The sequence below is a fragment of the Stenotrophomonas sp. CFBP8994 genome (assembly GCF_034044835.1).
Taxonomy (GTDB): Bacteria; Pseudomonadota; Gammaproteobacteria; order Xanthomonadales; family Xanthomonadaceae; genus Stenotrophomonas; species Stenotrophomonas rhizophila_A.
Genome location: NZ_JAXCWT010000003.1, coordinates 88141 through 112130, shown reverse-complemented (window position 1 = coordinate 112130; position 23990 = coordinate 88141). Strand labels below are relative to the sequence as shown.

The 23990-nt window shown below is 64.0% G+C and carries 20 protein-coding genes; 18 read left to right on the top strand and 2 right to left on the bottom strand.

Annotated features, from left to right (window positions below):
• The first annotated feature begins 341 nt into the window (after positions 1 to 341).
• Together SOM39_RS08980 and maiA are read left to right on the top strand one after the other, a co-directional pair.
• A complete protein-coding gene (locus tag SOM39_RS08980) occupies positions 342 to 1331 on the top strand; it encodes a fumarylacetoacetate hydrolase family protein (protein ID WP_320458140.1) in 990 nt (329 codons plus the stop codon).
• 17 nt (positions 1332 to 1348) lie between these two features.
• The gene (gene maiA / locus SOM39_RS08975) at positions 1349 to 1996 is read left to right on the top strand and encodes a maleylacetoacetate isomerase (protein ID WP_176472688.1); all 648 of its coding nucleotides are present in this window, start codon (positions 1349 to 1351) and stop codon (positions 1994 to 1996) included.
• Positions 1997 to 2235: 239 nt separating this feature from the next.
• Here maiA and SOM39_RS08970 read toward each other — a convergent pair whose 3' ends face one another.
• A complete protein-coding gene (locus tag SOM39_RS08970) occupies positions 2236 to 3366 on the bottom strand; it encodes a PilT/PilU family type 4a pilus ATPase (RefSeq protein WP_068849022.1) in 1131 nt (376 codons plus the stop codon).
• Positions 3367 to 3464: 98 nt separating this feature from the next.
• Between SOM39_RS08970 and SOM39_RS08965 the strand changes: the two genes are divergently transcribed.
• The 16 genes from SOM39_RS08965 to SOM39_RS08890 all read left to right on the top strand — a co-directional run bounded on the left by SOM39_RS08965 (position 3465) and on the right by SOM39_RS08890 (position 22470).
• The gene (locus tag SOM39_RS08965) at positions 3465 to 3866 is read left to right on the top strand and encodes a DUF4398 domain-containing protein (RefSeq protein WP_320458139.1); all 402 of its coding nucleotides are present in this window, start codon (positions 3465 to 3467) and stop codon (positions 3864 to 3866) included.
• Positions 3863 to 4759, top strand: coding sequence for a hypothetical protein (locus SOM39_RS08960; protein ID WP_320458138.1), 897 nt, complete (start codon positions 3863 to 3865; stop codon positions 4757 to 4759). Before SOM39_RS08965 ends, SOM39_RS08960 begins: the two co-directional genes overlap by 4 nt.
• A gap of 403 nt (positions 4760 to 5162) precedes the next feature.
• Complete coding sequence (locus tag SOM39_RS08955) at positions 5163 to 5387, top strand: YdcH family protein (protein WP_068849028.1); 225 nt, start codon at positions 5163 to 5165, stop codon at positions 5385 to 5387.
• Positions 5388 to 5597: 210 nt separating this feature from the next.
• Positions 5598 to 6968, top strand: coding sequence for a pyridoxal-phosphate dependent enzyme (locus SOM39_RS08950; RefSeq protein ID WP_068849030.1), 1371 nt, complete (start codon positions 5598 to 5600; stop codon positions 6966 to 6968).
• Between the two features lie 131 nt (positions 6969 to 7099).
• Complete coding sequence (locus tag SOM39_RS08945; RefSeq protein WP_320458137.1) at positions 7100 to 8284, top strand: cystathionine gamma-synthase; 1185 nt, start codon at positions 7100 to 7102, stop codon at positions 8282 to 8284.
• 106 nt (positions 8285 to 8390) lie between these two features.
• Positions 8391 to 9677 (top strand): glycosyltransferase, encoded by a 1287-nt coding sequence (locus tag SOM39_RS08940; protein ID WP_320458136.1) that lies wholly within the window; start codon positions 8391 to 8393, stop codon positions 9675 to 9677.
• On the top strand, positions 9674 to 10468 hold the full coding sequence (locus SOM39_RS08935; protein ID WP_320458135.1) for an ABC transporter permease: 795 nt from the start codon (positions 9674 to 9676) through the stop codon (positions 10466 to 10468). The genes SOM39_RS08940 and SOM39_RS08935 overlap by 4 nt, the downstream gene beginning before the upstream one ends.
• Positions 10465 to 11682, top strand: coding sequence for an ABC transporter ATP-binding protein (locus SOM39_RS08930; RefSeq protein WP_320458134.1), 1218 nt, complete (start codon positions 10465 to 10467; stop codon positions 11680 to 11682). The genes SOM39_RS08935 and SOM39_RS08930 overlap by 4 nt, the downstream gene beginning before the upstream one ends.
• Positions 11683 to 11751: 69 nt before the next feature.
• Entirely contained in the window at positions 11752 to 13245 is a 1494-nt protein-coding gene (locus tag SOM39_RS08925; RefSeq protein ID WP_320458133.1) for a methyltransferase domain-containing protein, read from the top strand.
• Positions 13242 to 14153 carry a GDP-mannose 4,6-dehydratase gene (locus SOM39_RS08920; protein ID WP_320458132.1) on the top strand — a complete coding sequence of 304 codons (912 nt, stop codon included), beginning with the start codon at positions 13242 to 13244 and terminating at the stop codon, positions 14151 to 14153. Before SOM39_RS08925 ends, SOM39_RS08920 begins: the two co-directional genes overlap by 4 nt.
• The gene (gmd, locus tag SOM39_RS08915; protein WP_320458131.1) at positions 14150 to 15121 is read left to right on the top strand and encodes a GDP-mannose 4,6-dehydratase; all 972 of its coding nucleotides are present in this window, start codon (positions 14150 to 14152) and stop codon (positions 15119 to 15121) included. The genes SOM39_RS08920 and gmd overlap by 4 nt, the downstream gene beginning before the upstream one ends.
• A gap of 34 nt (positions 15122 to 15155) precedes the next feature.
• Positions 15156 to 17423, top strand: a complete 2268-nt coding sequence (locus SOM39_RS08910) for an ArnT family glycosyltransferase (protein WP_320458130.1) — start codon at positions 15156 to 15158, stop codon at positions 17421 to 17423.
• Between the two features lies 1 nt (position 17424).
• Positions 17425 to 20496, top strand: a complete 3072-nt coding sequence (locus tag SOM39_RS08905; protein ID WP_320458129.1) for a glycosyltransferase — start codon at positions 17425 to 17427, stop codon at positions 20494 to 20496.
• Positions 20496 to 21047, top strand: coding sequence for a hypothetical protein (locus SOM39_RS08900; protein ID WP_320458128.1), 552 nt, complete (start codon positions 20496 to 20498; stop codon positions 21045 to 21047). The genes SOM39_RS08905 and SOM39_RS08900 overlap by 1 nt, the downstream gene beginning before the upstream one ends.
• 2 nt (positions 21048 to 21049) lie before the next feature.
• Positions 21050 to 21487: a GtrA family protein gene (locus SOM39_RS08895; protein ID WP_320458127.1), complete on the top strand. Its 438-nt coding sequence runs from the start codon at positions 21050 to 21052 to the stop codon at positions 21485 to 21487.
• A complete protein-coding gene (locus SOM39_RS08890; RefSeq protein WP_320458126.1) occupies positions 21484 to 22470 on the top strand; it encodes a glycosyltransferase family 2 protein in 987 nt (328 codons plus the stop codon). Before SOM39_RS08895 ends, SOM39_RS08890 begins: the two co-directional genes overlap by 4 nt.
• A gap of 107 nt (positions 22471 to 22577) precedes the next feature.
• Here SOM39_RS08890 and SOM39_RS08885 read toward each other — a convergent pair whose 3' ends face one another.
• Positions 22578 to 23987 carry a mannose-1-phosphate guanylyltransferase/mannose-6-phosphate isomerase gene (locus SOM39_RS08885; RefSeq protein ID WP_320458125.1) on the bottom strand — a complete coding sequence of 470 codons (1410 nt, stop codon included), beginning with the start codon at positions 23985 to 23987 and terminating at the stop codon, positions 22578 to 22580.
• Positions 23988 to 23990: the final 3 nt, after the last annotated feature.

Below are 23990 nucleotides of genomic sequence, written 5' to 3'. Positions count from 1 at the left end.
ACGAATGGCGTCGGAGTGGGGGCGGGCGAGGGACGGAAATCCCGATCGCCGGCGATCCCGAAGGGAAACGGACGGCCGCTGCAGACCCCGACAGTGTAGCGGAACCGCGCGAACAAGGCCAAATCCCCCGTTCAGGTTGAACAAGCGACTCCCGACGTATCCATGCCTCCCCGGCGCCCGTAGCAATTCGTAGCGGCCGGCCCCAGCCGGACGACCTTGGCGAGCGACCACATCAGCAGCATTCGGATGGTTTATGTTCCTTCTGCGGCACTGCGACTTGGCATGACCGCGCATTTGGTTACACTCGAAACCTATTTCCTGCGATCCCGGATATTCCACCCATGAAGCTTGGTTCTTTGAAGGAAGGCGGCCGCGACGGCACCCTGATCGTGGTCTCGCGCGACCTGCGCCATGGTGTGCGCGCCACCGGGATCGCCGCCACGCTGCAGCAGGCCTTGGAAGACTGGAGCCACCTGGCGCCGCGCCTGAACGCCCTGTACGAGTCGCTCAATGACGGCAGCGCCGATGGGGTGTTCGACATCGACCTGCAGGCACTGGCCGCGCCGCTGCCGCGCGCCTATGAATTCGTCGATGGCAGCGCCTACCTGCCGCATGTGGAGCGCGTGCGCCGCGCCCGTGGCGCCGAAGTGCCGGAAAGCTTCTACACCGATCCGTTGATGTACCAGGCCACCAGCGCCGGGTTCCATGGCCCGCGCGATACCGTGAAGGTGATCAGCGAGGAGTACGGCATCGACCTGGAAGCCGAACTGGTGGTCATCACCGATGACGTGCCGATGGCGGTCACCGCCGAGCAGGCCGCCGGCCATATCCAGCTGGTCGGCCTGGTCAACGACGTCTCGCTGCGCAACCTGATCCCCGGCGAGCTGGCCAAGGGCTTCGGCTTCCTGCAGTCCAAGCCGCGCTCGGCGCTGTCGCCGGTGTTCGTCACCCCCGACGAGCTGGGCGAGGCCTGGCAGGACAGCAAGGTGCACCTGCCGCTGGTCACCCACGTCAACGGCGCCTGGTTCGGCGCGCCGGAAGCGGGCGTGGACATGCAGTTCAACTTCGCCCAGCTGGTCGCGCACGCGGCCAAGACCCGCCCGCTGGGCGCCGGTGCCATCGTCGGCTCGGGCACCATCGCCAACGAGGACACCAGCAAGGGGGCCTCCTGCTTTGCCGAGCAGCGCACCGTGGAAACCCTGCGCGACGGCAAGCCGAGCACGCCGTTCATGTCGTTCGGCGACGTGGTCCGCATTGAAATGTTCGACGCCGCCGGCGAGAGCATCTTCGGCGCCATCGAACAGCGCATCGAACAGGCGGCACGGCCCTGAACACCCCGGCCGACCGCATCGAGTTGTTCAGCTACTGGCGCTCCAGCGCGGCCTACCGCGTGCGCATCGGTCTGAACCTCAAGGGCCTGGAACACCAGATCACCCCGGTGCACCTGGTCCGCGACGGCGGCCAGCAGCACAGCGAAGGGTACGCTGCGCTCAACCCGCAGGAGCTGGTGCCTACCCTGGTGCATGGGGACCTGGTGCTGCACCAGTCGATGGCGATCCTGGAATACCTCGACGAGGTGTTTCCGGAACCGCCGCTGCTGCCCGACGATGCCCCGGGCCGCGCCCGCGTGCGTGCACTGGCACAGCTGGTGGCATGCGACCTGCACCCGCTCAACAACCTGCGCGTGATGCAGTTCTTCAGCGATACCTGGAACGTGCCGCAGACCGAGCGTGAGGACTGGACCCGGCACTGGATGCAGGTTGGCTTCGATGCGATGGAACGGCTGCTGGTCGAGTCGGTGGACACCGGGCGCTTCTGCCACGGCGACACACCGACCCTGGCCGATTGCTGCCTGGTGCCGCAGCTGTTCAACGCCCGCCGCTTCAACGTGGATCTGGGTCCGTACCCGACCCTGGTGCGGATCGACGAGGCGTGCCTGGCCTTGCCGGCATTCGATGCGGCGCGGCCTGAAAACCAGGTGGATTGCGCGGGGTGATGGGCGGCTTCGGCGCCGTTAAACGTCGGGTGGTTGGCCGCAATGGGTAACCGTGCCGCGTTCGGACGCTTGTGCCGCGCTGCGCGCGGTTTCCGGCCAACGGCCGGGGCTACGAACCGTTACGAGCCCATTGGGATCGGGATCAATCGACCGAAGGCTTCGGATACCGGTAGCGCCGGCCGTTGGCCGGCCCAGGCGGTTCCAAACCGCATGGCGCCCGTTGCCGGGCGCCGATTCCGTCAGAAGCCGTGCGTGATCGCCGCCGGGGTCGCCGCCGAGTAATCCGCGTACGGGTCATGCTCGCCGCTACCGCCTTCGGACAGGCGGAACTTCAGGGCCAGGCCATCGCGCGAATCGGCCGCACGCAGCGCTTCTTCCTGCTCGATGATGCCGCCCTTGGCCATGCGGAACAGGCACTGGTCGAAACTTTCCATGCCTTCTTCCAGCGAGGCTTCCATCGCCGGCTTGATCTCGTGCACCTGGCCGCGGCGCAGCAGGTCGCGGATCATCGGCGTGTTGATCAACACTTCGGTGGCCGGCAGGCGGCGCCCATCCTGGCCCTTGACCAGGCGCTGGGAAATCACCGCGCGCAGGTTCAGCGAGAGGTTCATCAGCACGTTGCGGTGCGCGCTCTCGGGGAAGAAGTTGAGGATGCGCTCGATGGTCTGGTCGGCGTTGTTGGAGTGCAGCGTGGCCAGGCACAGGTGACCGGTTTCGGCGAAGGCGATGGCCGCCTCCATCGTTTCCGAATCGAGGATTTCGCCGATCAGGATTACGTCCGGCGCTTCGCGCATCGCGTTCTTCAGCGCGTTGTGGAAGGCATGGGTATCCAGCCCGACCTCTCGCTGGTTGACGATCGACATCTTGTGCTTGTGCAGGTACTCGATCGGGTCCTCGATGGTGAGGATGTGCCCGGTCGTGGTGCTGTTGCGGTGGTCGATCATCGACGCCAGGGAGGTCGACTTGCCCGAGCCGGTCGAGCCCACCACCAGCACCAGCCCGCGCGGGGTCATGATGACGTCCTTGAGGACCTGGGGCAGGTTGAGCTCTTCGATGCTGGGAATCTTGCTGCGGATGGCACGGATCACCATGCCGACCTCGCCGCGCTGCTTGAACACGTTGACGCGGAAGCGTCCTGCATCCGGCAGGGCGATGGCCATGTTGAGCTCAAGGTCGCGTTCGAACTGGGGCACCTGGCCCTCGTCCATCAGCGAATAGGCGATTTTCTTGACCATCCCGGGCGGCAGCCCGGTATTGCCCAGCGGGTACAGCTTGCCCTCGATCTTGATGTACACCGGGGCGCCGGTGGTCAAGAACATGTCCGAAGCGTTCTTTTCGGTCATCAGCTTCAGGAAATAGCCGATATCCATGCGAAATGTTTCCCCAACAATCGGCGACATGCCATTGCAAGCACGCCGCAGGCTTCCGACAATGGCCGCGCACCTACTTCAGGCGAACGGCACCCCCAATGAATCCTAGCTTCGCACAAATGCGGCGTACCCCGTATGTAGTTTTGACGAGTTGCGTGATGGCGTGCGCATTCGCACTGGCCGGGACGGCCCTGGCCCAGGACGGCGCGCTCGAGCTCATGCAGGCCCGCCAGGCCGTGGACAAAGCCACCCAGGCCGACGCCGACCAGTACGCCCCGGACCTGATCGCCATTGCACGCCAGGGCCTGGAACAGGCCCAGGCCGCAGCGGGCGACCGCCGCGAGCGCAAGAACGCCCCGACCCTGGCCGTGCGCGCCACCGCCGATGCCGACCTGGCCCGCGCCCGCAGCGAGGAGGCCACCGCCACGGCCCAGCTGCAGCTGCGCCGCAACGAGGTGACCCAGCTCGAACGCCAGCTCGCCGGGGAGGACCGCCGATGAAAGTCGCTGCCCTGCGCATCCCGCCCCTGCTGCTGGCCATCGGCCTGGCCCTGTCGCCGCTGGCCGGCGCCGCCGAAGACCCGGCCGTGGCCCAGCTCACCCAGCGCCTGATGGCCATCCAGGCCAACCCGGATGCGTCCGAGCTGGCCGCCTATGAGCGCCTGCAGGCCCAGCAGGCCATCGCCGCGCTGGCCAATGCCAAGCGCCGCGACCTCGACCAGGCCCGCTACCTGGCCGACCGTCGGGTCGAAATCGCCGAAACCAGCGTGCGCGCCGCCCTGGCCAAGCGCGAAGTGGCCACCCTCGAGCGCACCCGCAGCGACCTGCTGATCGAAGCCAGCCGCCGCGATGCCCAGCGTGCCCGCCAGGAAAGCGAGCGGCTGCGCGTGCAGGCCCAGATCCAGGCCGAGGAGTCCGAACGCCTGCGCCTGGCCGCCGAGACCGAGGCGCTGGCCCGCCAGGACGCCGAAACCGCGCTGACCAGCGTGGCCGGCAAGCAGACCGCGCGGCTGAGCGCGGCCCAGCAGAACGCGGCCAAGCTGGCCCGCGAAGAAGCCGAGCTGGTCTCGGGCAACAAGCTGCCGGGGTCGAAGTTCGACAGCCGCGGCGAGGTGTTCACCTTCGCCGGCGATGCCTTTGCCAGCGGCAAGGGCGCGCTCTCGGGCGGGGCCAAGGGCCAGGCCAAGGCGCTGGCCGAGTACCTCAACATCGGCAAGAAGGGCCGGGTCCGGATCGAGGCCTACGATGCCGCCGCCGGGGTAGGGCAGCAGCGTGCCGAAGCCCTGCGCGATGCCCTGGTGGGGGCCGGCGTCAGCGCCAGCCGCCTGCAGGTCAGCGGCAAGAAGGCGGCGGCCACCAAGGCGCGGTCGGCCGAGGTCATTATCGCGCCGTAAAAGGGCCCGATCGTCGACATTCCCGGGAGGTCACGACCGGTGGTCGTGACATGGGCCAAAACCGACGCAACCCTATGTTTTTGTTTAAATTTCGTTGAACTGCGCGTTCAGCCTGAACCCCGACTGGCGCGCGCCGGCGATTTCAAACGAAACCCTTGAACCGGCCCTTTGGCAGGCGTAGGGTCGATTGTCCGGGTGGCCTTCCGCGACCCGGACGATTGGAGGGCCGGGCCGATGCATCGAGGGCACGAACCAGAGCAGTCTGCAGGCCGGGCAACCCCGGTCGTGCGCCTGGGTTCTGCCGTGATCGCGGTGGATGCCGGCGCTCCTCCCGAAGCAACGCCCCGTGCCTTACCGGCCGGGGCGTTCTTGTTTGTGCTGTAGACGCGATAGGAGGTTCATCATGTTTGAAGGTCAGCCCCAGAGTGAAATCGACGCACGCCGCAAGAGCGATCCGGAATTCAAAGAGCTTTACGAACGGCACCAGAAGTTGAACAAGAAGTGTATGGATGCCGCGTTGGGCGTGAATCCGGTAGGCGACCTCACTCTGGGCCAGTTGAAGCGTGAGAAGCTTCTCACCAAGCAGCGTCTGCTGCGTATGTACGAGTCTTCCTCCCCCGTGCACTAAGGCCTGATCGTGCCGGCCCACGCCCGGCACCTGCCGCTGAACCTGCCGGCCCAGCGCCGGCACCGCCAAACGCCGCGGGCGGCGTCCGTCTCCTCGTCGACGGGCGCCGTCCGCGTCGCTCTTTCGGGGCCAGGCACGCATGGCGTGTCTCTACCATCTGTCGGATAATCGGGGGTCCGGCCGCCCTGCGGCGCGAATCGATGTGACCCGATGGCAATCCACTCCTCCGTACTCGACCTCATTGGCAAGACCCCGATCGTCAAGGCCCAGCGCCTGGACACCGGTGTCTGCGAGCTGTACCTGAAGCTCGAAAGCGCCAATCCCGGGGGATCCATCAAGGACCGCATCGGCCTGTCGATGATCGAGGCGGCGGAACAGCGCGGCGATCTCAAGCCGGGTGCGACGCTGGTGGAGGGCACTGCGGGCAATACCGGCCTGGGCCTGGCCCTGGTCGCCCAGCAGAAGGGTTACAAGCTCATCCTGGTCGTACCGGACAAAATGAGCCGCGAGAAGATCTTCAACCTCAAGGCGATGGGCGCCGAAGTACGGCTGACCCGTTCGGACGTGGCCAAGGGCCACCCCGAGTACTACCAGGACATGGCCAAGCGCGTGGCCGAGGAAACCCCCGGCGCGTACTTCATCAACCAGTTCGGCAACCCGGACAACCCGGCCGCGCACGAATTCGGCACCGGCCCGGAAATCCTGGAACAGATGGACGGCGACCTGGATGCCATCGTGTTCGGCTGCGGCAGCTCTGGCACCATGACCGGCCTGTCGCGCGCCTTCTCCACCCTGTCGCCGAAGACCGAGCTGGTGCTGGCCGACCCGGTCGGCTCGATCCTGGCCGAATACATCAATGACGGCGTGCTCAACGACAAGTCGGGCAGCTGGCTGGTGGAAGGCATCGGCGAGGACTTCCTGCCCTCGATCGCCGATTTCAGCCGGGTCACCAAGGCCTATGCCATCACCGACGCCGAAAGTTTCCACACCGCGCGCGAGCTGCTGGGCAAGGAAGGCGTGCTCGGCGGCTCTTCCACCGGCACCCTGCTGGCGGCCGCGCTGAAGTACTGCAAGGAGCAGACCACCCCCAAGAAGGTGCTGGTGCTGGTCTGCGACACCGGTAACAAGTACCTCTCCAAGATGTACAACGACTACTGGATGCTGGACAACGGCTTCCTGGAGCGCCCGCAGACCGGCGACCTGCGCGACCTGATCCTGCGCCCGTACGGCCAGCGCGACACCGTGGTGATCGGCCCGAACGACCTGCTGACCACCGCTTACCAGCGCATGAAGCTGTATGACGTGTCGCAGCTGCCGGTGATGGATGGCGACCAGCTGGTCGGCATCGTCGACGAGAGCGACGTCCTGCTGCATGTGTATGGGGACGAGTCGCGGTTCCGCGACAAGGTCTCCACCGCCATGGTCAGCAAGCTGGACCGGCTGGACGTGAAATCGCCGATCGAAGCCCTTCTGCCGGTGTTCGACCGCGGCCAGGTGGCCATCATCATGGATGGTGGCAGCTTCCTGGGGCTGATTACCCGGATCGACCTGCTGAATTACCTGCGTCGTCGCGTCCAATAAGGGCGCGATGGCCGACGTTCGGCTCTGAACCTGTGTTTATTAGAGTCAACGGCTGATTAAGCCGGCGCTGATAGACTTCCGCTCCATTTAATGTGGGCCCCGATTGGGGCTCTCAATTGCTGGGAACCCCCATGTCCGATTCTGCAGCCTCAGGGCACTCCAAGCGCCAGCTCGCCCTGGCCACGCTGGCCATCCATGGCGGGCAGTCGCCCGACCCGAGCACCGGCGCGGTGATGCCGCCGATCTACGCCACCTCCACCTATGCGCAGTCCAGCCCCGGCGAACACCAGGGCTTCGAGTACTCGCGCACCCACAACCCGACCCGCTTCGCCTACGAGCGTTGCGTGGCCTCGCTGGAAGGTGGCACCCGCGGCTACGCCTTCGCCTCGGGCATGGCCGCCACCTCCACGGTGATGGAGCTGCTGGACGCCGGCAGCCACGTGGTGGCGATGGATGACATCTACGGCGGCACCTTCCGCCTGTTCGAGCGCGTGCGCAAGCGCACCGCCGGGCTGCAGTTCGGCTTCGTCGACCTGACCGACCTGGCCGCCTTCGAGGCGGCGATCACCCCGCAGACGAAGATGGTCTGGATCGAGACCCCGACCAACCCGATGCTGAAGATCGTGGACATCGCCGCGGTCGCGGCCATCGCCAAGCGCCGTGGCCTGATCGTGGTGGTGGACAACACGTTTGCCTCGCCGATGCTGCAGCGCCCGCTGGAGCTGGGCGCGGACCTGGTCCTGCACTCGGCCACCAAGTACCTCAACGGGCACTCGGACATGGTTGGCGGCATGGTGGTGGTGGGCGACAACGCCGAGCTGGCCGAGCAGATGGCCTTCCTGCAGAACTCCATCGGGGGCGTGCAGGGGCCGTTCGACAGCTTCCTGGCCCTGCGTGGCCTGAAGACACTGCCGCTGCGCATGAAGGCGCACTGCGCCAACGCGCTGGCCCTGGCCCAGTGGCTGGAAAAGCACCCGGCCGTGGAAAAGGTGATCTACCCGGGCCTGCCGAGCCACCCGCAGCACGAACTGGCCACGCGCCAGATGAACGGCTACGGCGGCATCGTGTCGATCGTGCTCAAGGGCGGATTCGAGGCGGCAAAGCGGTTCTGCGAGAACACCGAGCTGTTCACCCTTGCGGAGTCGCTGGGTGGCGTCGAGAGTCTTGTGAACCATCCGGCAGTGATGACCCATGCCTCCATTCCGGTGGAGCGCCGCGAGCAGTTGGGCATCAGCGATGCACTGGTGCGGTTGAGCGTGGGCGTGGAGGAGCTGGGGGATCTGCAGGTGGATCTGGAAAGGGCGCTGGCAGCTTGACGTGGACTTTTCCATTGCCGCCGTGGACGCGCCGGGAAGGGGCACCTGGATGAGTGGCCCTGCGGTCCCTTTGCTGGCGCGACTTTACCGTGCGCTGCTACCCAGGATGCTGCGCGAATGGCTGTCGCAGCGCCGCAACCAGCGGCTTTGCGCCAGGCTGCGGTTTGCCCGTGGCCCTGGCTGGGCATTACCCGAGGCAGCGCCGTCGAGCATCTGCCCGTCGCCTACCGAGGCGACGGGGCGGGGCGTCAATGTGCTGGGATACCTGCGCGGCCAGTTCGGGCTGGGGGTAAGCGCGCGTGCCTACAGTCAGGCGCTGATATCCGTTGGCTATCCGATCTCCCTGCAGGATTCCCGCGTGGCTGTCCCGCACGCCAATGGGGACCGGAGCCTGGAGCCGCACCTTCGGCCGGGCGTGGGCGCCTTCGCCACGACGTTGGTGTTCGTTAATCCGGACCACTTCAGCGAAGCCATGGCGGCCCGAGGGGTTGCGGAGCGGCCCACGCGCGTGGTGGCCTGCTGGTTCTGGGAACTGCCGCGCGTGCCAGACGCCTGGCGCGAGGCGGTGACTGCCGTGGACGAGATCATCGTCGCAACGGAGTTCGTTGCCGATGCGTTTCGCGCGGTAACCGACAAGCCGGTCACCCGAATCCCGTTCCCTTTGATGGATGCGGCGCCCAGCGGCCTTGAGCGTGCGGACTTCGGACTGCCTGACGATGCTTTCGTGTTCCTGTGCACCTTCGACTGCAATTCCTCGGTGGCGCGCAAGAACCCCGGCGCCGTGATCAGCGCTTTCCGCGCAGCGTTTCCACAGGAGCGGCAGGACGTTGTGCTGTTGGTGAAGTCCAGCAACGGCCATCGCAACCCGGAAGCCCTGCGCCAGCTGCTGGCCTTTGCTGGCAACGACGCTCGCATCCTGCTGCGTGATGACGTCATTGATGTTCGTCACCTCCAGGCGCTTCAGGGTCACTGCGATGCTTACGTTTCCCTGCATCGGGCCGAAGGGCTCGGGCTGGGCATGGCCGAGTGCATGCGCCTGGGCAAGCCGGTAATTGCTACCGGTTGGTCGGGAAACATGGATTTCATGAATGCAGGCAACAGCCTGCTGGTGGATTACACATTGGTGCCGGTCAAGGCAGGCGAGTACCCGCACGCCGAAGGCCAAGTGTGGGCCGAGCCGGACGTCCAGCACGCGGCTACCTTGATGCAACAGGTGGTCGATAACCCTGCAGGCGTGGCCGACCGGGTTGCCCGCGCGCAGCGGGAAATTGAACATGGCATGTCGCTGCAGCGCTCGGGTGCGCTGCTTGCGGCATACCTGGATGGCACCACCCCCTTGGCCGCGCCGGCGTCGCCGGAAGCGCGCGGTCTGTCTGGAGCAGGAACCCCATGAGTAGTGTGTTGCGCTCCCTCTGGAGCTACCGATTCTTCATCCTCTCGTCGATCAAGAACGATCTGCGAGCGCGCTTCACCCGCAGCAAGCTGGGCGGGCTGTGGATGGTGATCCACCCGCTGGCGCAGGTGCTGATTTTCGCGCTGATCCTTTCAGAAGTGCTGTCGGCCAAACTGCCGGGGGTGGACAACAAGTACGCCTACGCGCTGTATCTGATGGCAGGCATGCTCTTCTGGACGCTGTTTGCCGAAACCATCCAGCGATGTCTCACGCTCTTCATCGACAACGCCAACCTGATGAAGAAGATGGCATTTCCACGGCTGTGCCTGCCGGTTATCGCCGCGGGCACCATGCTGGTGAACAACGTGCTCCTGTGTGCGGCGATCTTTGGTGTGTTCGCCGTGCTTGGTCACTTCCCGGACGAAAACGCGATCTGGCTGCCGGTACTGGTGCTGATGACCCTGGCCCTGGCAATGAGCCTGGGCACCCTGCTTGGCGTGATCAACGTCTTCATGCGCGATCTCGGCCAGGTGATTCCCGTCGTGCTGAACGCGCTGTTCTGGCTGACACCTGTGGTCTACAACCTCAATGCGCTGCCCGCGCGCTACCAGGCCTGGTTCAAGTTCAACCCCCTCTACGTTCTTGTCAGCAGTTACCAGAACGTCCTCGTCTACGGCAAGCCGCCGCTTTGGGGACAGCTGGGTGGCCTGGTGCTGGCCACGACCGTGCTGGCCGGTGTGGCATTGGTGATGTTCCGCAAGTCCAGCGCTGAAATGGTGGACGCCCTATGAGTTCTTTGTTGAAAGTGCGCGGCGTAGGCAAGTGCTACTCGCGCTGGAACAGCGAGTGGATGCGTTTCATGTCTTGGTTCGGCCTGCCGGTCAAGCCGGCGGAGCAGCACTGGGTTCTGCGAGAAATCAGTTTCGCGGTAGGCCCTGGCGAAAGCGTGGGCATCGTAGGGCAGAATGGCGCCGGCAAGAGCACCCTGCTCAAGCTGATCACCGGTACGTCGCAGCCCACGAAGGGCAGCGTGACGCAGACGGGTAAGGTGTCGGCGATCCTCGAACTTGGCATGGGGTTCAATCTCGACCTTACCGGGCGCCAGAACGTCTATCACGCCGCCGGGCTGATGGGGCACCCGCAGCAGGCCATCGCCGACGCCATGGATGACATCGAAGCATTCGCCGAGATTGGTGAATACTTCGATGCGCCGGTGCGGACGTACTCCAGCGGCATGCAGATGCGCGTCGCGTTCAGCGTCGCCACCGCGTTCCGCCCGGACCTGCTGATCGTCGACGAAGCGTTGTCGGTGGGCGATGCCTACTTCGTGCACAAGTGCTTCGACCGCATCAAGGCATTCCGCGAACAGGGCACCAGCCTGCTTTTCGTTTCGCACGATCCCACTGCGGTCCAGGTATTGTGCGATCGCGCGATCCTGCTCGAGGGCGGCAGGCTGCTTCTGGATGCGGATCCAAAGCAGGTCATCGATTACTACAACGCGCTGATTGCACAGAAAGAGCAGGGCACCATCAACGTTGCCGTGCGAGAAGATGGCGCTGCGGCGATATCCTCAGGCACGGGTGAGGCGGCGATCGCCAGCGTGCACCTGCTCAACGAAAAGGGTGAGGCCACCGAATATGTGTCGGTAGGCGAGCGCGTGACCCTGCGCGTGGGGGTGAACGTAACGGCGCCGGTTGAGAAGCTGGTGTTCGGCTACATGATCCGCGACCGCCTCGGGCAGACCATCTTCGGTACCAATACCCACCATACCGAGCAGGTAGTGGTGGGTGCGGTCGTAGGCCAGTCATTGACCTTCAGTGCCGATTTCACCGCCATGCTCGGGCCCGGCACCTACTCTGTCTCGGTGGCGTTGAGCGATGCACAGGACCATCTTGGCCATAATTATGAATGGCGCGACATGGCACTGGTATTCTCCGTGGCCAACATGGACAAGCAGTATTTCATCGGGACCAGCTGGATACCCCCCCGGATATCCATCGAATAACCGCCCCGCCCAAGCGCGGCCCGCCCGCGTCGCCCCCAAACAGCGTCTAGATAATCTGAGGATCCATCGATGTCATCCAGTCAGGAAAGCTTGATTTCAGCCGACGAGGTGATGCGCCGCGTGCGCATGCGCCTGGGCGTCGGCGACATCGTGTCGGGCGGCCCGGTGTCGGCCAGCCTCACCAGTGTGGTCGCTGGCGCTACGAGCGCGCCGCCGAACGCAGCCTTCAAGCCGCCGACCGCTGACTTCAAGAAGCGCGATGAGTATGTGGTCGCTGATTTTCTGGCGTATGACGACCTTGCGTTCATCACCCACGCTTACCAGGCTATCCTGCACCGTGAGCCGGACGATAGCGCGCGTGGGCATCTGGAGGCGCTGCGCTCAGGCGGTGCAACCAAGATTGAGATTCTGGCTGCCCTTCGCTGGTCGCCCGAAGGTCTCAGTCACGGGGTGCATATCGACGGGCTGTTGATCCCGTACAAGCTCCACAGTTGGAGGCGGATTCCTCTGCTTGGGTGGGTGCTGCACTGGTGCCACACGTTGGTCCGTCTGCCGCGGCATTCGCGGGTGGTGGATGCGCATATCTCTGCAGTGAGCGGGGATCTGCAGTTCTTCCAGGGCAACATTTCCCAGGTCGTTGCTGACCAAGGCATGCGTCTGGAGTCACAGGAGCGAGCGCTGCAGAACCTGCCCAGTACTGAAATGGTTGACGAGTTGGGACAGCGTATCAACGTGCTTACCCAGCAGCTGGCTGAACAGGTAGCGGCGCTGCACGCATTGCCGCGCTACCGGCCGCCGCCGCGCGAGGCTGCTGTGGCAACGGCTCCTGTCACGACCGTGCAGGCAGTGGATGCGTCTGCGGTCGACTCCGATCTTGATGATCTTTACGCGGCGTTCGAGGATAAGTTCCGTGGTCCCCAGGACCAGATTCGGGAGCGTTTGGCCCCTTATCTCAAGTTCGTGGCGGATATCGGCGCTGGCTCCGCATCGGCGCCGATACTCGATCTGGGCTGTGGTCGCGGTGAGTGGCTCGGAATGCTTCGTGATGAAGGGCTCCAGGCATCGGGCGTGGATCTAAACGGTCTGTTCGTGGAAGAGTGTGAGAAGAAGGGCCTGCAGGTCGAGTACACCGACGCGCTGACCAAGCTGCGTGGATTGCCCAACGCGTCGACCGGGATGGTCACGCTGTTCCATCTCGCAGAGCATCTGACGTTCCGCACGTTGGTCGATCTCCTCGATGAGGTCCACCGGGTGTTGCTGCCGGGTGGCGGCCTGATCGTAGAGACGCCGAACCCGGAGAATGCGCTGGTTGCGCAGTGGGCGTTCTACATGGATCCGACGCACCGTAACCCGCTGCCTCCGCAGATGTTGCGCTGGATGGTGCAGGCGCGCGGTTTCGTGCAATCCGATATCCGACCGCTCTTCGAGGCACGTGGAACACCGGAAGTTGCTTTCGTGCCGGAGGACGTGCCAGGCGCCGCCACGATCAACGCGCTGGTCAGGCCACTGCATGCATCGCGAGATTACGCAATCATGGCGCGTAAGTCGGTTTCCCTGCCGTGACGTCGAAAGTCCTGGTTACCGGCGGTGGCGGCTTCGTTGGCCGTCATTTGCTGTCTGCCATCGCGGAAGGCCGATTCGGTCGGCTTCGTGATGCGGTCGTGCTTCCCTCCGGCTTGGATGTTCGTGACGAAGAAGCGCTGTCCGATTTTGTCGCCGAGCAGCGTCCAGACGCGGTGATTCACCTGGCCGCACAAAGCTTCGTACCCAGGGCGATAGAGAATCCGCGTGAAACGTACGACATCAATGTAATTGGTACGCTCAACCTCATCCAGGCCCTGGATGCGGCGGGTTTCAATGGCCGCTTCCTTTTCGTCAGCTCAGGCGATGTATATGGAAGGGTCGATGAGTCTTCGCTGCCTGTTGACGCGTCGACCTGGCCTCGGCCGGGCAACCCTTACGCGTCCAGCAAGCTTGCGGCGGAGGAGTTTTGCCTTCAATGGTCCCGCAGGACCGGCGCACAGGTGCTCGTTGCCCGTCCTTTCAATCATATTGGGCCGGGGCAAAGCGACCGGTTCGTTGTATCCTCCTTGGCTCATCAGGTAGTGGCCATCAAGGAGGGGCGCCAACCTGCAATAATCGAGGTGGGGGATATCGACGCGACTCGCGATTTCAGCGACGTGCGCGACGTGGTTTCCGCCTACGCAGCCATCCTCGAGCAGGGAAACAACCAAGCCAGGTATATCGTGGCGTCCGGCGTGGAGCGTTCGGTCGCGACCATTCTGCGCCGCATGCTTGAGTTGGCCGGGGTATCGGCCGATATCCGTGTAGATCCGTCCCGGCTGCGCGCCTCCGAACAACGACGAATGGTGGCCGACCCGTCTGCCACCACCCAGGAAACGGGTTGGCGACCGCTGATCGAGCTCGATCAGACGCTGACCGACATATTGCAATCAGTGAGAAGCCAATGAGCACCAAATCCGCATTGATTACCGGGATCACCGGCCAGGACGGCGCCTACCTTTCCAAGCTTCTGCTTGAAAAGGGTTATGCCGTGCATGGCCTGCTGGCCCGCCGCAGCACCGACACCCTGTGGCGCCTTCGCGAGCTGGGGGTGGACAAGCAGGTCCAGCTGATCGACGGCGATATTTCAGACCTTTCGTCGCTGATCCGCGCGATGCAGCTCTCGGGTGCCACCGAGGTGTACAACCTCGCCGCGCAGAGCTTCGTCGGAAGCTCGTGGCAGCAGCCGGTGTTGACCGCTCAGCTCGACGGCGTCGGTGTGATCAACATGCTCGAAGCAGTTAGGATCGTGCGTCCGGACGCACGTTTCTACCAGGCGTCGACCAGCGAGATGTTCGGACTCATCCAGGCCGAGATGCAGGACGAGCGCACCCCGTTCTACCCGCGCAGCCCGTACGGCGTCGCCAAGCTGATGGGCCACTGGGCCACGGTCAACTATCGCGAAAGCCATGGCATGCATGCATCGAGCGGTATCCTGTTCAACCACGAATCGCCGCTGCGCGGAATTGAATTCGTCACCCGCAAGGTGACCGATGCAGTTGCACGCATCAAGCTGGGCCTGCAGGACAAGCTGCACCTCGGCAACATTGATGCCAAGCGCGATTGGGGTTTTGCCGGGGACTACGTCGAGGCAATGTGGCTGATGCTGCAGCAGGACCAGGCCGATGACTACGTCATCGCCACGGGTATCACCACCACCGTGCGGGACATGTGCCAGATCGCGTTCTCCCACGTCGGGCTGGATTACCAGCAGCACGTGGTCATCGACGAAAAGTTCCTGCGCCCCGCCGAAGTGGACGTGCTGCTGGGTAATCCGGCCAAGGCCCAGAAGGCCTTGGGGTGGACGCCCAAGACCAGCCTCCAGCAGCTGATCACCTCGATGGTGGATGCGGATCTTCGCCGTCTCCAGGCCTGACCGTCACATCTGAACGCACGGAATGGAAGACAAGGTGAAACAGCGTATTGAACTTAGCGGACTGCGCCAGGGTCGTGTCCCCGCCGTTGCATTCGCAGCGGCTGCGACGACGCTGGCCCTGTTGCTGGTGTGGTGGTGGGCCGCGTTCCAGGCCGACCCGAGACACGCCCCGCAGCTGCAAGCCGCAAGCGTGCAGATGGACGGCTTCCGCGTAGAAGGCAATGGCTTCCGCGCCGTAGGCGACCAGCCTTCCCATTCGCTTGCGGGACAGTTCCGCCTGCATGCGGACAAGCGCTATTCCTTCTCGTTCTCCGTTGATACCGCCCCGGGGGCGCCTGCCGCTGTAGTGGTCGATCTGTTTGGGCCTGGCTACGACAATCCTGCCCAGGAACGTACATTCGCCACACAGCCGGGCCAGACGTCCGTGCACTGGTCGGACACCATGGACGTCGGCCACGACGTACCGGAGGCTGTATCGCTGCGCATCTTCTACGACGGCCCGCCCGGGTTGCTGCTCAGCGACATTCGGGTGGTGGAAGTACCGGCTTGGCGGATCTGGGTCGGTCACCTGCTGATGGCACTTCTGCTGGCGGCCGGGGTGGCGCTGGTCGCCGCCGTAGCTGACTGGACCCGCAAGGATGACACTGTCCCCGCCGCCTGCGTGCCGTGGTCGCTGCTGATCTCCCTGTGGCTGGGCGCTGCGCTGGTGCGCTTCGTTGCCGCACAACTGCTGCCGTACTGGTCCGGTGACGAGTACGTCTACAAGATGATCGCCTCGGGCATCTGGGCCGGCGGTGGCCGGTCGGGCATTCCGCTACCCGACCAGATCCAGCATGCGACCAACCTGCCCAACATGCTGTACCCGTACCTGATCGCACCGAGTTTCATGATCGGTGATTCGTTCTACACCGGGGTACGGTTGATCAACGCGCTGATCGTCGCCTCGGGACTGGTCCCGACTTACCTGATGGCGCGTCGCCTCCTCAATGGCCGGCTGAGCCTGGTGGTCTCGGTAGCCGCGATAGCGCTGCCGGGGGTCTTCATCTCCGCCTACGCGGTCACCGAGGTGCTGTACTTCCCGCTCTACCTGTGGGCCTGCTGGGCGGGTGTACGCTGGTTGGAACGTCCTGCCTCCATCGCCGCGCCGATCTTTTTCGGTGTCTGGATCGGCCTGATGCTCAATGTGCGCCTCAACGGAATCACCGTGCTGATGGCCGCATTGATGACATGGGGCATCGTCGCGCTGCGTGACCGGACATTGCGTCAGTTCCTGACGCGCCCGACCTGGTTGCTGGCGCCGCTGTCAAGCTACCTCATCTTCAAGCTGGTGACGGTCAGCCTGTCGGCGCCGACCACTGATGGGCTGGGCATGTACGGCAACCGCCTGGGTGGTTGGCAGCACACGATCATGTCCGACCTGCATGGTGCGGCTGGGCTGCTGCTGGGTCACCTCACCATCCTTTCGATCCCGTTCTCGCTGGCACTGGCTGCGGGCATCGCCCTTCTGCTTCCCTGGCGCAACCAGCGCACGCCCACACCGGCGCGTACGGCCACGATGTTCCTGCTGATCGCCACGGCCGGCGCGATCGGCATGGCCATCGTGTTCACCGTCGGCATTTCCCCCAGCGACCTGGGTGGCCTTGGGCGCTGGCACAGCCGTTATTACTTCTCCTCCTTCCCGCTGCTGTTGATCCTGCTGTTCCTTCCCCGCCCGGAACGCGAACAGTCGGCGCTGGCGTGGTATGCCTACTGGGGCGTGTTGGCGAGCGTGGTCGGCGCTGCGCTGCTGTTCGTGATGGTGCTCAAGCTCCATGCGTCGCCCTGGTTCGGTGCAACGGTGGATAGCATGGAAGCCCAGTGGTACCGGTTCACGCGATGGTGGCTGGTGGGTTTCGTGGTCCTGGTGCTGGCGATCGCCGCCACGCGCGAGGGTTGGTTCAGGCGGACCCTTCAGTTGGGTCTGCTGGTCACCTGGCTGATGGTGGCCAACGCCGGCACTTGGCACGAGCTCAGCCGCAGCCCGGGTGCGTTCGATTCGCGGTGCGGCGCGCTGGCGCACGAATTGGTCGCCCATGATCCCGGTGGCATAGCCGTGGTGGCCAGCGGTCGCCGCGAACTGGTCGACAACGTCTTCTTCCTGCCCTACCTGCCGGTTGCCATGCGCATGCTGCCCGACGGTGGCGTGGTGGATGGTCGCACGCTGGCAAGCGCGCGCTACGTCTTGGCCGATGAGCGCATCCAAGTGACACATGCAACCCGTCTCCCCGGCACGGGTACCTGCAGCATTTACAAGGTCGACTGATATGAGCAATGAGCACAGCCCAATTCACGTTCCCTCCGACTCGGTGCGCGCAGCGCGCCCGGTCTCGGTTGTAATCTTGACCTGGAACGGACTTGAGTACACCAAGCCCTGCTTGGCCAGCGTCCTGCGGCACACCGACACCTCCCGCGTTGAAGTGATTGTCGTCGACAACGGCAGCACAGACGGGACGGTGGAGTACCTGGGCAAGATCCCGGGCATTTCCACGATCTTCAACGGCGACAACCTGGGTTTCGTGCGCGGCAACAACGCGGCGCTGCGCTTGATTGACACCGATCGGGACGTGATCCTGCTGAACAACGATACCGAGATCGACGACCCGCACTGGATCGAGAAGCTGCAGGCGACCGCCTTCGGCGAAGATCGCGTCGGTGTTGTGGGCTGCCGCATCCGTCGCCTGGACGGTGCAGACTTCCAGCACGCCGGCACCTACATCCCTGACCGTAGCTACTGGGGACAGCAGCTCGGCTCGGGCGAAAAGGACATCAACCAGTACGCTTACGATCGCGAAGTGGAGGGCGTAGTGTTCGCCTGCGTCTACATCCGTCGCGAGGTAATGGACGCGGTCGGATTCCTTGACGAGGACTTCTTCTCCTACTACGAAGACACCGACTACTGCCTCAAGGCACGCGCCGCCGGTTTCCGGGTGATGAACTGCGGTTCGCTTACCATCCGCCATCGCGAGCATGGATCGACCTCGGTAAACAAGGTCAGCCACAACGACATGTTCCTCAAGTCCAAGGAAACCTTCCTGGGCAAGTGGAAGGACGTGCTCGACGCCCGCTACCAGTACAAGGTGCACCTGCATTCGACCTTCTTCCGCCCTGTGGGCTATGCGATGACCGCCAGGCAGATCGCCAGTGGCCTTGACAGCGCGGGTGTATCGGTCTCCTACGAGTATCTGTACGGCCTCGACAGCGTCCTGCCCATCGCAGAATCGCGCAACCAGAACACCGGCATCTACACGCTGGAAGTCATCAAACAGCGTGAAGTACCCGGCGCGGAGGTGCCGCGGCTGGTCTACGGGCAAGCTGATGCCTTCAATCGTGTTACCGAGGGCTACCGCATCGGCTACACCATGCTGGAGACCACCGGCGTTCCGAAGGAATGGGTGGACGGCTGCAACACGATGAACGAGTTGTGGGTACCGACTGAGTTCAACAAGTGGACCTTCCAGCGCAGCGGCGTGACCGTGCCGGTGAAAGTGATGCCCCTGGCGCTCATCGACACCAATCACTTCAACCCGCGTATCCGCGGCATGAAGATCGAAGGCGTCTTTACCTTCCTTTCGATCTTCGAGTGGGGTGAACGCAAGTCGCCCGAGATCCTGCTGCGTGCCTTCAATCGTGCCTTCCGCAGCACTGACCCGGTGGTGCTGATCTGCAAGTACTCCAATAGCGACCCGGGCGTGGACCCGGAAGCCATTATCCGGGGGCTGCAGCTTGACCCCGACGGCGGTCGCATCGTGTATTCGGTCAATGAATCGGTGCCTTATTACCAGGTGGCCCAGCTCTACCGGTCTGCCGACTGCTTCGTGCTGCCAACGCGCGGGGAAGGTTGGGGCATGCCATTGCTTGAGGCGATGGCATGCGGTATTCCCGTGATTGGAAGCTATTGGAGCGCCCAACAGGCCTTCATGGACGAGGACAACAGCTATCCACTGCAGGTTTCGCTCACCCCGGCTGAGGCGAAGTGCCCCTATTACCATGGCTTCCAGTGGGCGCTGCCCGACGAAGACCATCTGGTCGCGCTGCTGCGCTACGCCTTCGAACACCCCGAGGAAACCCGTGACAAGGGCGAGCAGGCGGCCCGGGACGTGCGTGAGCTATGGTCGCTCGAACGCTCCTCCGAGCGTATGCGCGCGCGCTTGGCCGCGCTCAATCCCCAAGGTTCCGACTTGCCTGAAGTACCTGCGGCAGTCCGCAGCCGGATCGGCATTGATGTTTCACGCGCCATGGGCGGTGAGGTCTCTGGTGTGGGCCGCTATGTCGCGATGCTGACCAAGGGCCTGTCCGAGCACCAGGCCGAGACCGGTCGAGCGCGCGATTACCTGCTCTTGCCTGGATTCGGCGACTTCGTGCACCCCGAGTACGCAGCTGGTAAACCGTCCGGCCTCCAGACACGGCTGGGAAGTGGCATGACGCTGTACCGCGGCCCGCTGCCCGCGTTCAAGGACGCCGACCATTTCGTACCGGGCCTGGATCTGGTGTATTGCGCGGGCAACGTGTTCCCGGCCGGTGTGGGTGCCAACGCGGTGATGGTGGTGCACGACACCACGTTCCTGTCGCATCCGGCGTACCACACCGCCGAAAACATCGCCCTGTGTTCGAGCAACTTCGAACGGGCAGTGCAGGCTGGTGCAAGCTTCGTGGCGGTCTCTGAGAATTCGCGTCGCGATTTCATCAAGCACTACAAGGTGGCCGAAGACCGCGTGCATACCATCCATTGCGGAATCGATCCGGCGACCTTCAAGCCGGCGTCGAAGTCGCAGATGCACAGCGTAAGCCAGCGTTACGACCTGCCTGACGCGTTCTTCCTGTACGTCGGCAGCATCGAGCCGCGCAAGAATCTTAAAACGCTTCTCAAGGCGATGCTGAGCTACGACGGTCCGGAAACGCTGGTGGTGGTGGGTGCCTCGGGCTGGCTCAACGATGACCTGCGCAAGGTCATGAAAAGCGCCGGCTCCAAGGTCAAAGTGCTCGGGTACGTGCCGATCCAGGACCTCCCGGCGCTGTATAGCCGCGCGAAGGCGTTCGTGTACCCGTCGCTGTACGAAGGTTTCGGCCTGCCCGTGGTCGAAGCCATGGCATGTGGAACGCCGGTCATTACCTCGGCCAACAGTTCGCTGCAGGAAATCGCCGAGGGCGCGGGCCTGCTGCTGCAGGATCCTTTGGATCCGGCTGAGATGACCCGTGCACTTGAGCGGATATCCCAGGACAGCGCCTACGCGCAGGAACTGGTGCATGCTGGTCGCGAACGTGCGGCCCGCTACAGCCTGCAGAACCAGGTTGCAGGTCACATCAAACTGTTCAATAAACTGATCAAGGAGTCGTGATGCGTACTTTGCCGTGGATCGCCCTGTTGTTGGCCGGCCTTGCCGGTTGCAGCGCCACTGAGGCCCCGCCCAGCATGTCGCCCAATGATGCTGCCAAGTCGGCGGAGCCGGCGGGCAACCCCGCCTTGGCAACGGTTCCATCGTGGATGTCCAGCGCAGTGACCGATCCGTCGCTGGTTTGCTATCTCGACGTCCTGGAAGGGGCGACTGCAGGCGACAATGGCTGGCGAGCCAGTGCAGGAGATGCCATCCGCATCGCCGGTTGGGCGGTGGAGACAGGCACCAAGGCGCAGCGCGCCGGCTCGATCCGTCTGCACAGCTTGGCGCCGGGCGGGACGGATGTGTACTTTCCTGCCGAACGCTCGGAACGCGCCGATGTCAGCGCCGCGCCGCAGTTCGCGGCGGCGTCGCCATCAAATGCAGGGCTGACCTCCAGCATCCGACTCAATGGCGTTGCGCCGGGGTCGTATGAGATCTTCTTCGTAATTGGCGATGCTGGTAAGGCCGTGGCCTGCACGCTTGGTCCGTCGCGTGTGCTGACCGTTGGTTGAGCATGGTCCGTGAAGTATCGCCACGACGCAGCTTTTCGTTGCGACTGAGCGCCAAGGCGCTCACGTCGCTGGCGGGAGAAATTGGTAGGTTTGGCCTCGTGGGTGGCATCCAGCTGGGTGTCGACTGGGCACTTTTCGTGGTCTTGTCGTGGGCGGGTATAGGGGTGGTGCCGTCCAACCTGATTGCTCGGGCGGGCGGTGCTGGATTCGGATACTGGCTCAACGGCAAGTACACTTTCGCGAGTGGCAGTGGGCTGGGACGCAAGCAGATGATCCGGTTCGTGGTGACCTGGATCGTCCTGAGCGTACTGAGTTCAACGATCGTATGGATCGTCGGCGACAAGGCGGGCCTTGGCTGGGCTTGGTTGGTCAAGCCGGCCGGTGACGCCGCACTTGCCCTGCTGAGCTTTTTCATATCAAAGCACTGGATCTATCGATGAATTCTCCTTCCGCACCGTCCCGTATCGCCGTCGTGATTCCAAGCTACAAGGTGACCCGGCACATCGCCGGCGTGGTCGCGGCGATTGGCAGCGAAGTGGCGCTGATTTACTGCGTTGACGACGCTTGCCCGGAGCGAAGTGGCGATTTCATCGAAGCCAACATCTCTGATCCGCGCGTGCGCGTGCTTCGCCACGAGGTCAACCAAGGGGTGGGCGGGGCGGTAATGACCGGCTACCGCCAAGCCATCGTCGACGGGGCCTCGGTGGTGGTAAAGGTTGACGGCGATGGCCAGATGGACCCGGCGCTGCTACCCCAGTTCGTCGCACCCATCCTGCGCGGAGAGGCGGATTACACGAAGGGAAACCGGTTCTGGGATCTCCGCCAGATCAAGCAGATGCCGTTGCTGCGGCGGGTCGGCAACCTGGGCCTGAGCTTCATGTCCAAGGCTTCCACCGGCTACTGGGATCTGTTCGATCCCACCAACGGTTACACCGCCATCAGTACGTCAGTTGCCAGCCACCTTCCGATGGACCAGATCAGCCGCCGCTACTTCTTCGAGACCGACATCCTGTTCCGTCTCAATACCATGCGGGCCGTGGTGGTCGATATTCCGATGGATGCGCGTTACGGGGACGAGGAAAGCGGGCTGAAGGTCGGAAAGATCCTGGGTGAATTCGCGTTCAAACACGCCCGCAACACCTTCAAGCGGATCGGCTACAACTACTTCCTGCGCGACCTGTCGCTGGCGTCGTTCGAGTTGGTGGCCGCGCTGGGCCTGCTGCTGCTGGCTGCCACCTTCGGCGGCTGGCATTGGTGGCACTCGGCCCAGGACGGAGTGTCCACTCCTCTGGGCACGGTTATGATCGCCACGGTGGCGGCCGTCTCCGGCCTGCAGTTCCTGCTCGCCTTCCTGGGCTACGACATCGCATCGGTGCCACGCCGACCCCTTACGGGCGTGCTGGTGCCGCGCCGGCAAGATTAATCTCCTGCCCTCGGGAAGCCGAGGGATCTCCGGTTACAGAAGCACCAGCGCCTTGCGGACCGGCCCAACAGCGCCCCACCCCAAAGGGTAGGGCGCGGACGCGAAGATCAGGCCGGGGCGCGCCCGTACTGATCTTCGAAACGCACGATGTCGTCCTCGCCCAGGTAGCTGCCGGACTGTACTTCAATCAGCTCCAGTGGCAACTTGCCGGGATTCTTCAGGCGGTGGGTCACGCCCAGCGGAATATAGGTGCTCTGGTTTTCGGTAAGCAGGATCACCTCTTCGCCACGGGTCACTTCTGCCGTGCCGCTGACCACGATCCAGTGCTCTGCTCGGTGGTGGTGCATCTGCAGGCTCAGCGTCGCGCCTGGCTTGACCGTGATGCGCTTGACCTGGAAACGCGCGCCGTTATCGATGGAATCGTAGGCGCCCCACGGGCGATATACCTTGCGGTGCGCGGCCGCTTCGCTGCGCCCGTCACGCTTGATCCGACCCACGATTTCCTTGACGTCCTGGACGCGGTCCTTGTGGCCAACGAACACGGCATCGTCGGTTTCCACCACGACCACGTCTTCCAGGCCGACCATCGCGATCAGGCGATTGCCGTAGGCATAGCTGTTGCTGCAGTCCAATGCGATCACATCGCCGTGCCAGGCGTTGCCATTTGCATCCTTGTCCGACACTTCCCACAGCGCCGACCAGGAGCCGACATCATTCCAGCCTGCATCCAGCGGGACCACGGCCGCATCGGCAGTCTTTTCCATCACGGCGTAATCGATCGAGTCGCTGGGGCTGGATGCGAACGCGTCCGCATCCAGGCGGATGAAATCGCTGTCGCGCGATGCCCCTTCAAGAGCGGTGCGGCAGGCGGCCAGGATAGCCGGCTGCAGTGCTTCCAGTTCCTGCAGATACCGCGAGGCCTTGAACAGGAACATGCCGCTGTTCCAATAATACTCACCGGAGGCAACATATTGCTGTGCGGTGGCCAGATCCGGCTTCTCCACGAAGCGGTCGACGGCATGCACGCCCGAACCCGCCTGCGCCTTGATATAGCCGTAGCCGATTTCCGGCGCGGTCGGCACGATCCCGAAGGTGACCAGTTTGCCGGCGTCGGCGGCCGCAGCGGCCTGCTTGACGGCGGCGTGGAAGGCCGCGTCGTCACGGACCACGTGGTCGGACGGAAGTACCAGCAGCAAGGCATCTTCACCGGCGGCCAGCGCTTGCAGTGCGGCAATGGCGATGGCCGGCGCAGTGTTGCGCCCGATCGGCTCGAGGATCAGCGCTTGCGGAGTGACATTGCACTCGCGCAGCTGCTCGGCCGCCATGAAGCGGTGCTCCTGGTTGGCCACCACGATAGGCGCCTTGCCGGCGATGGCGGCGACGCGGTTCCAGGTCGCCTGCAGCATCGTGGCGTCGCCCACCAGCGGCAGGAACTGCTTGGGGTAGGCTTCGCGAGACAGCGGCCACAAGCGGGTGCCGGAACCACCGGAAAGGATGACGGGGAGAATGGGCAACATGAA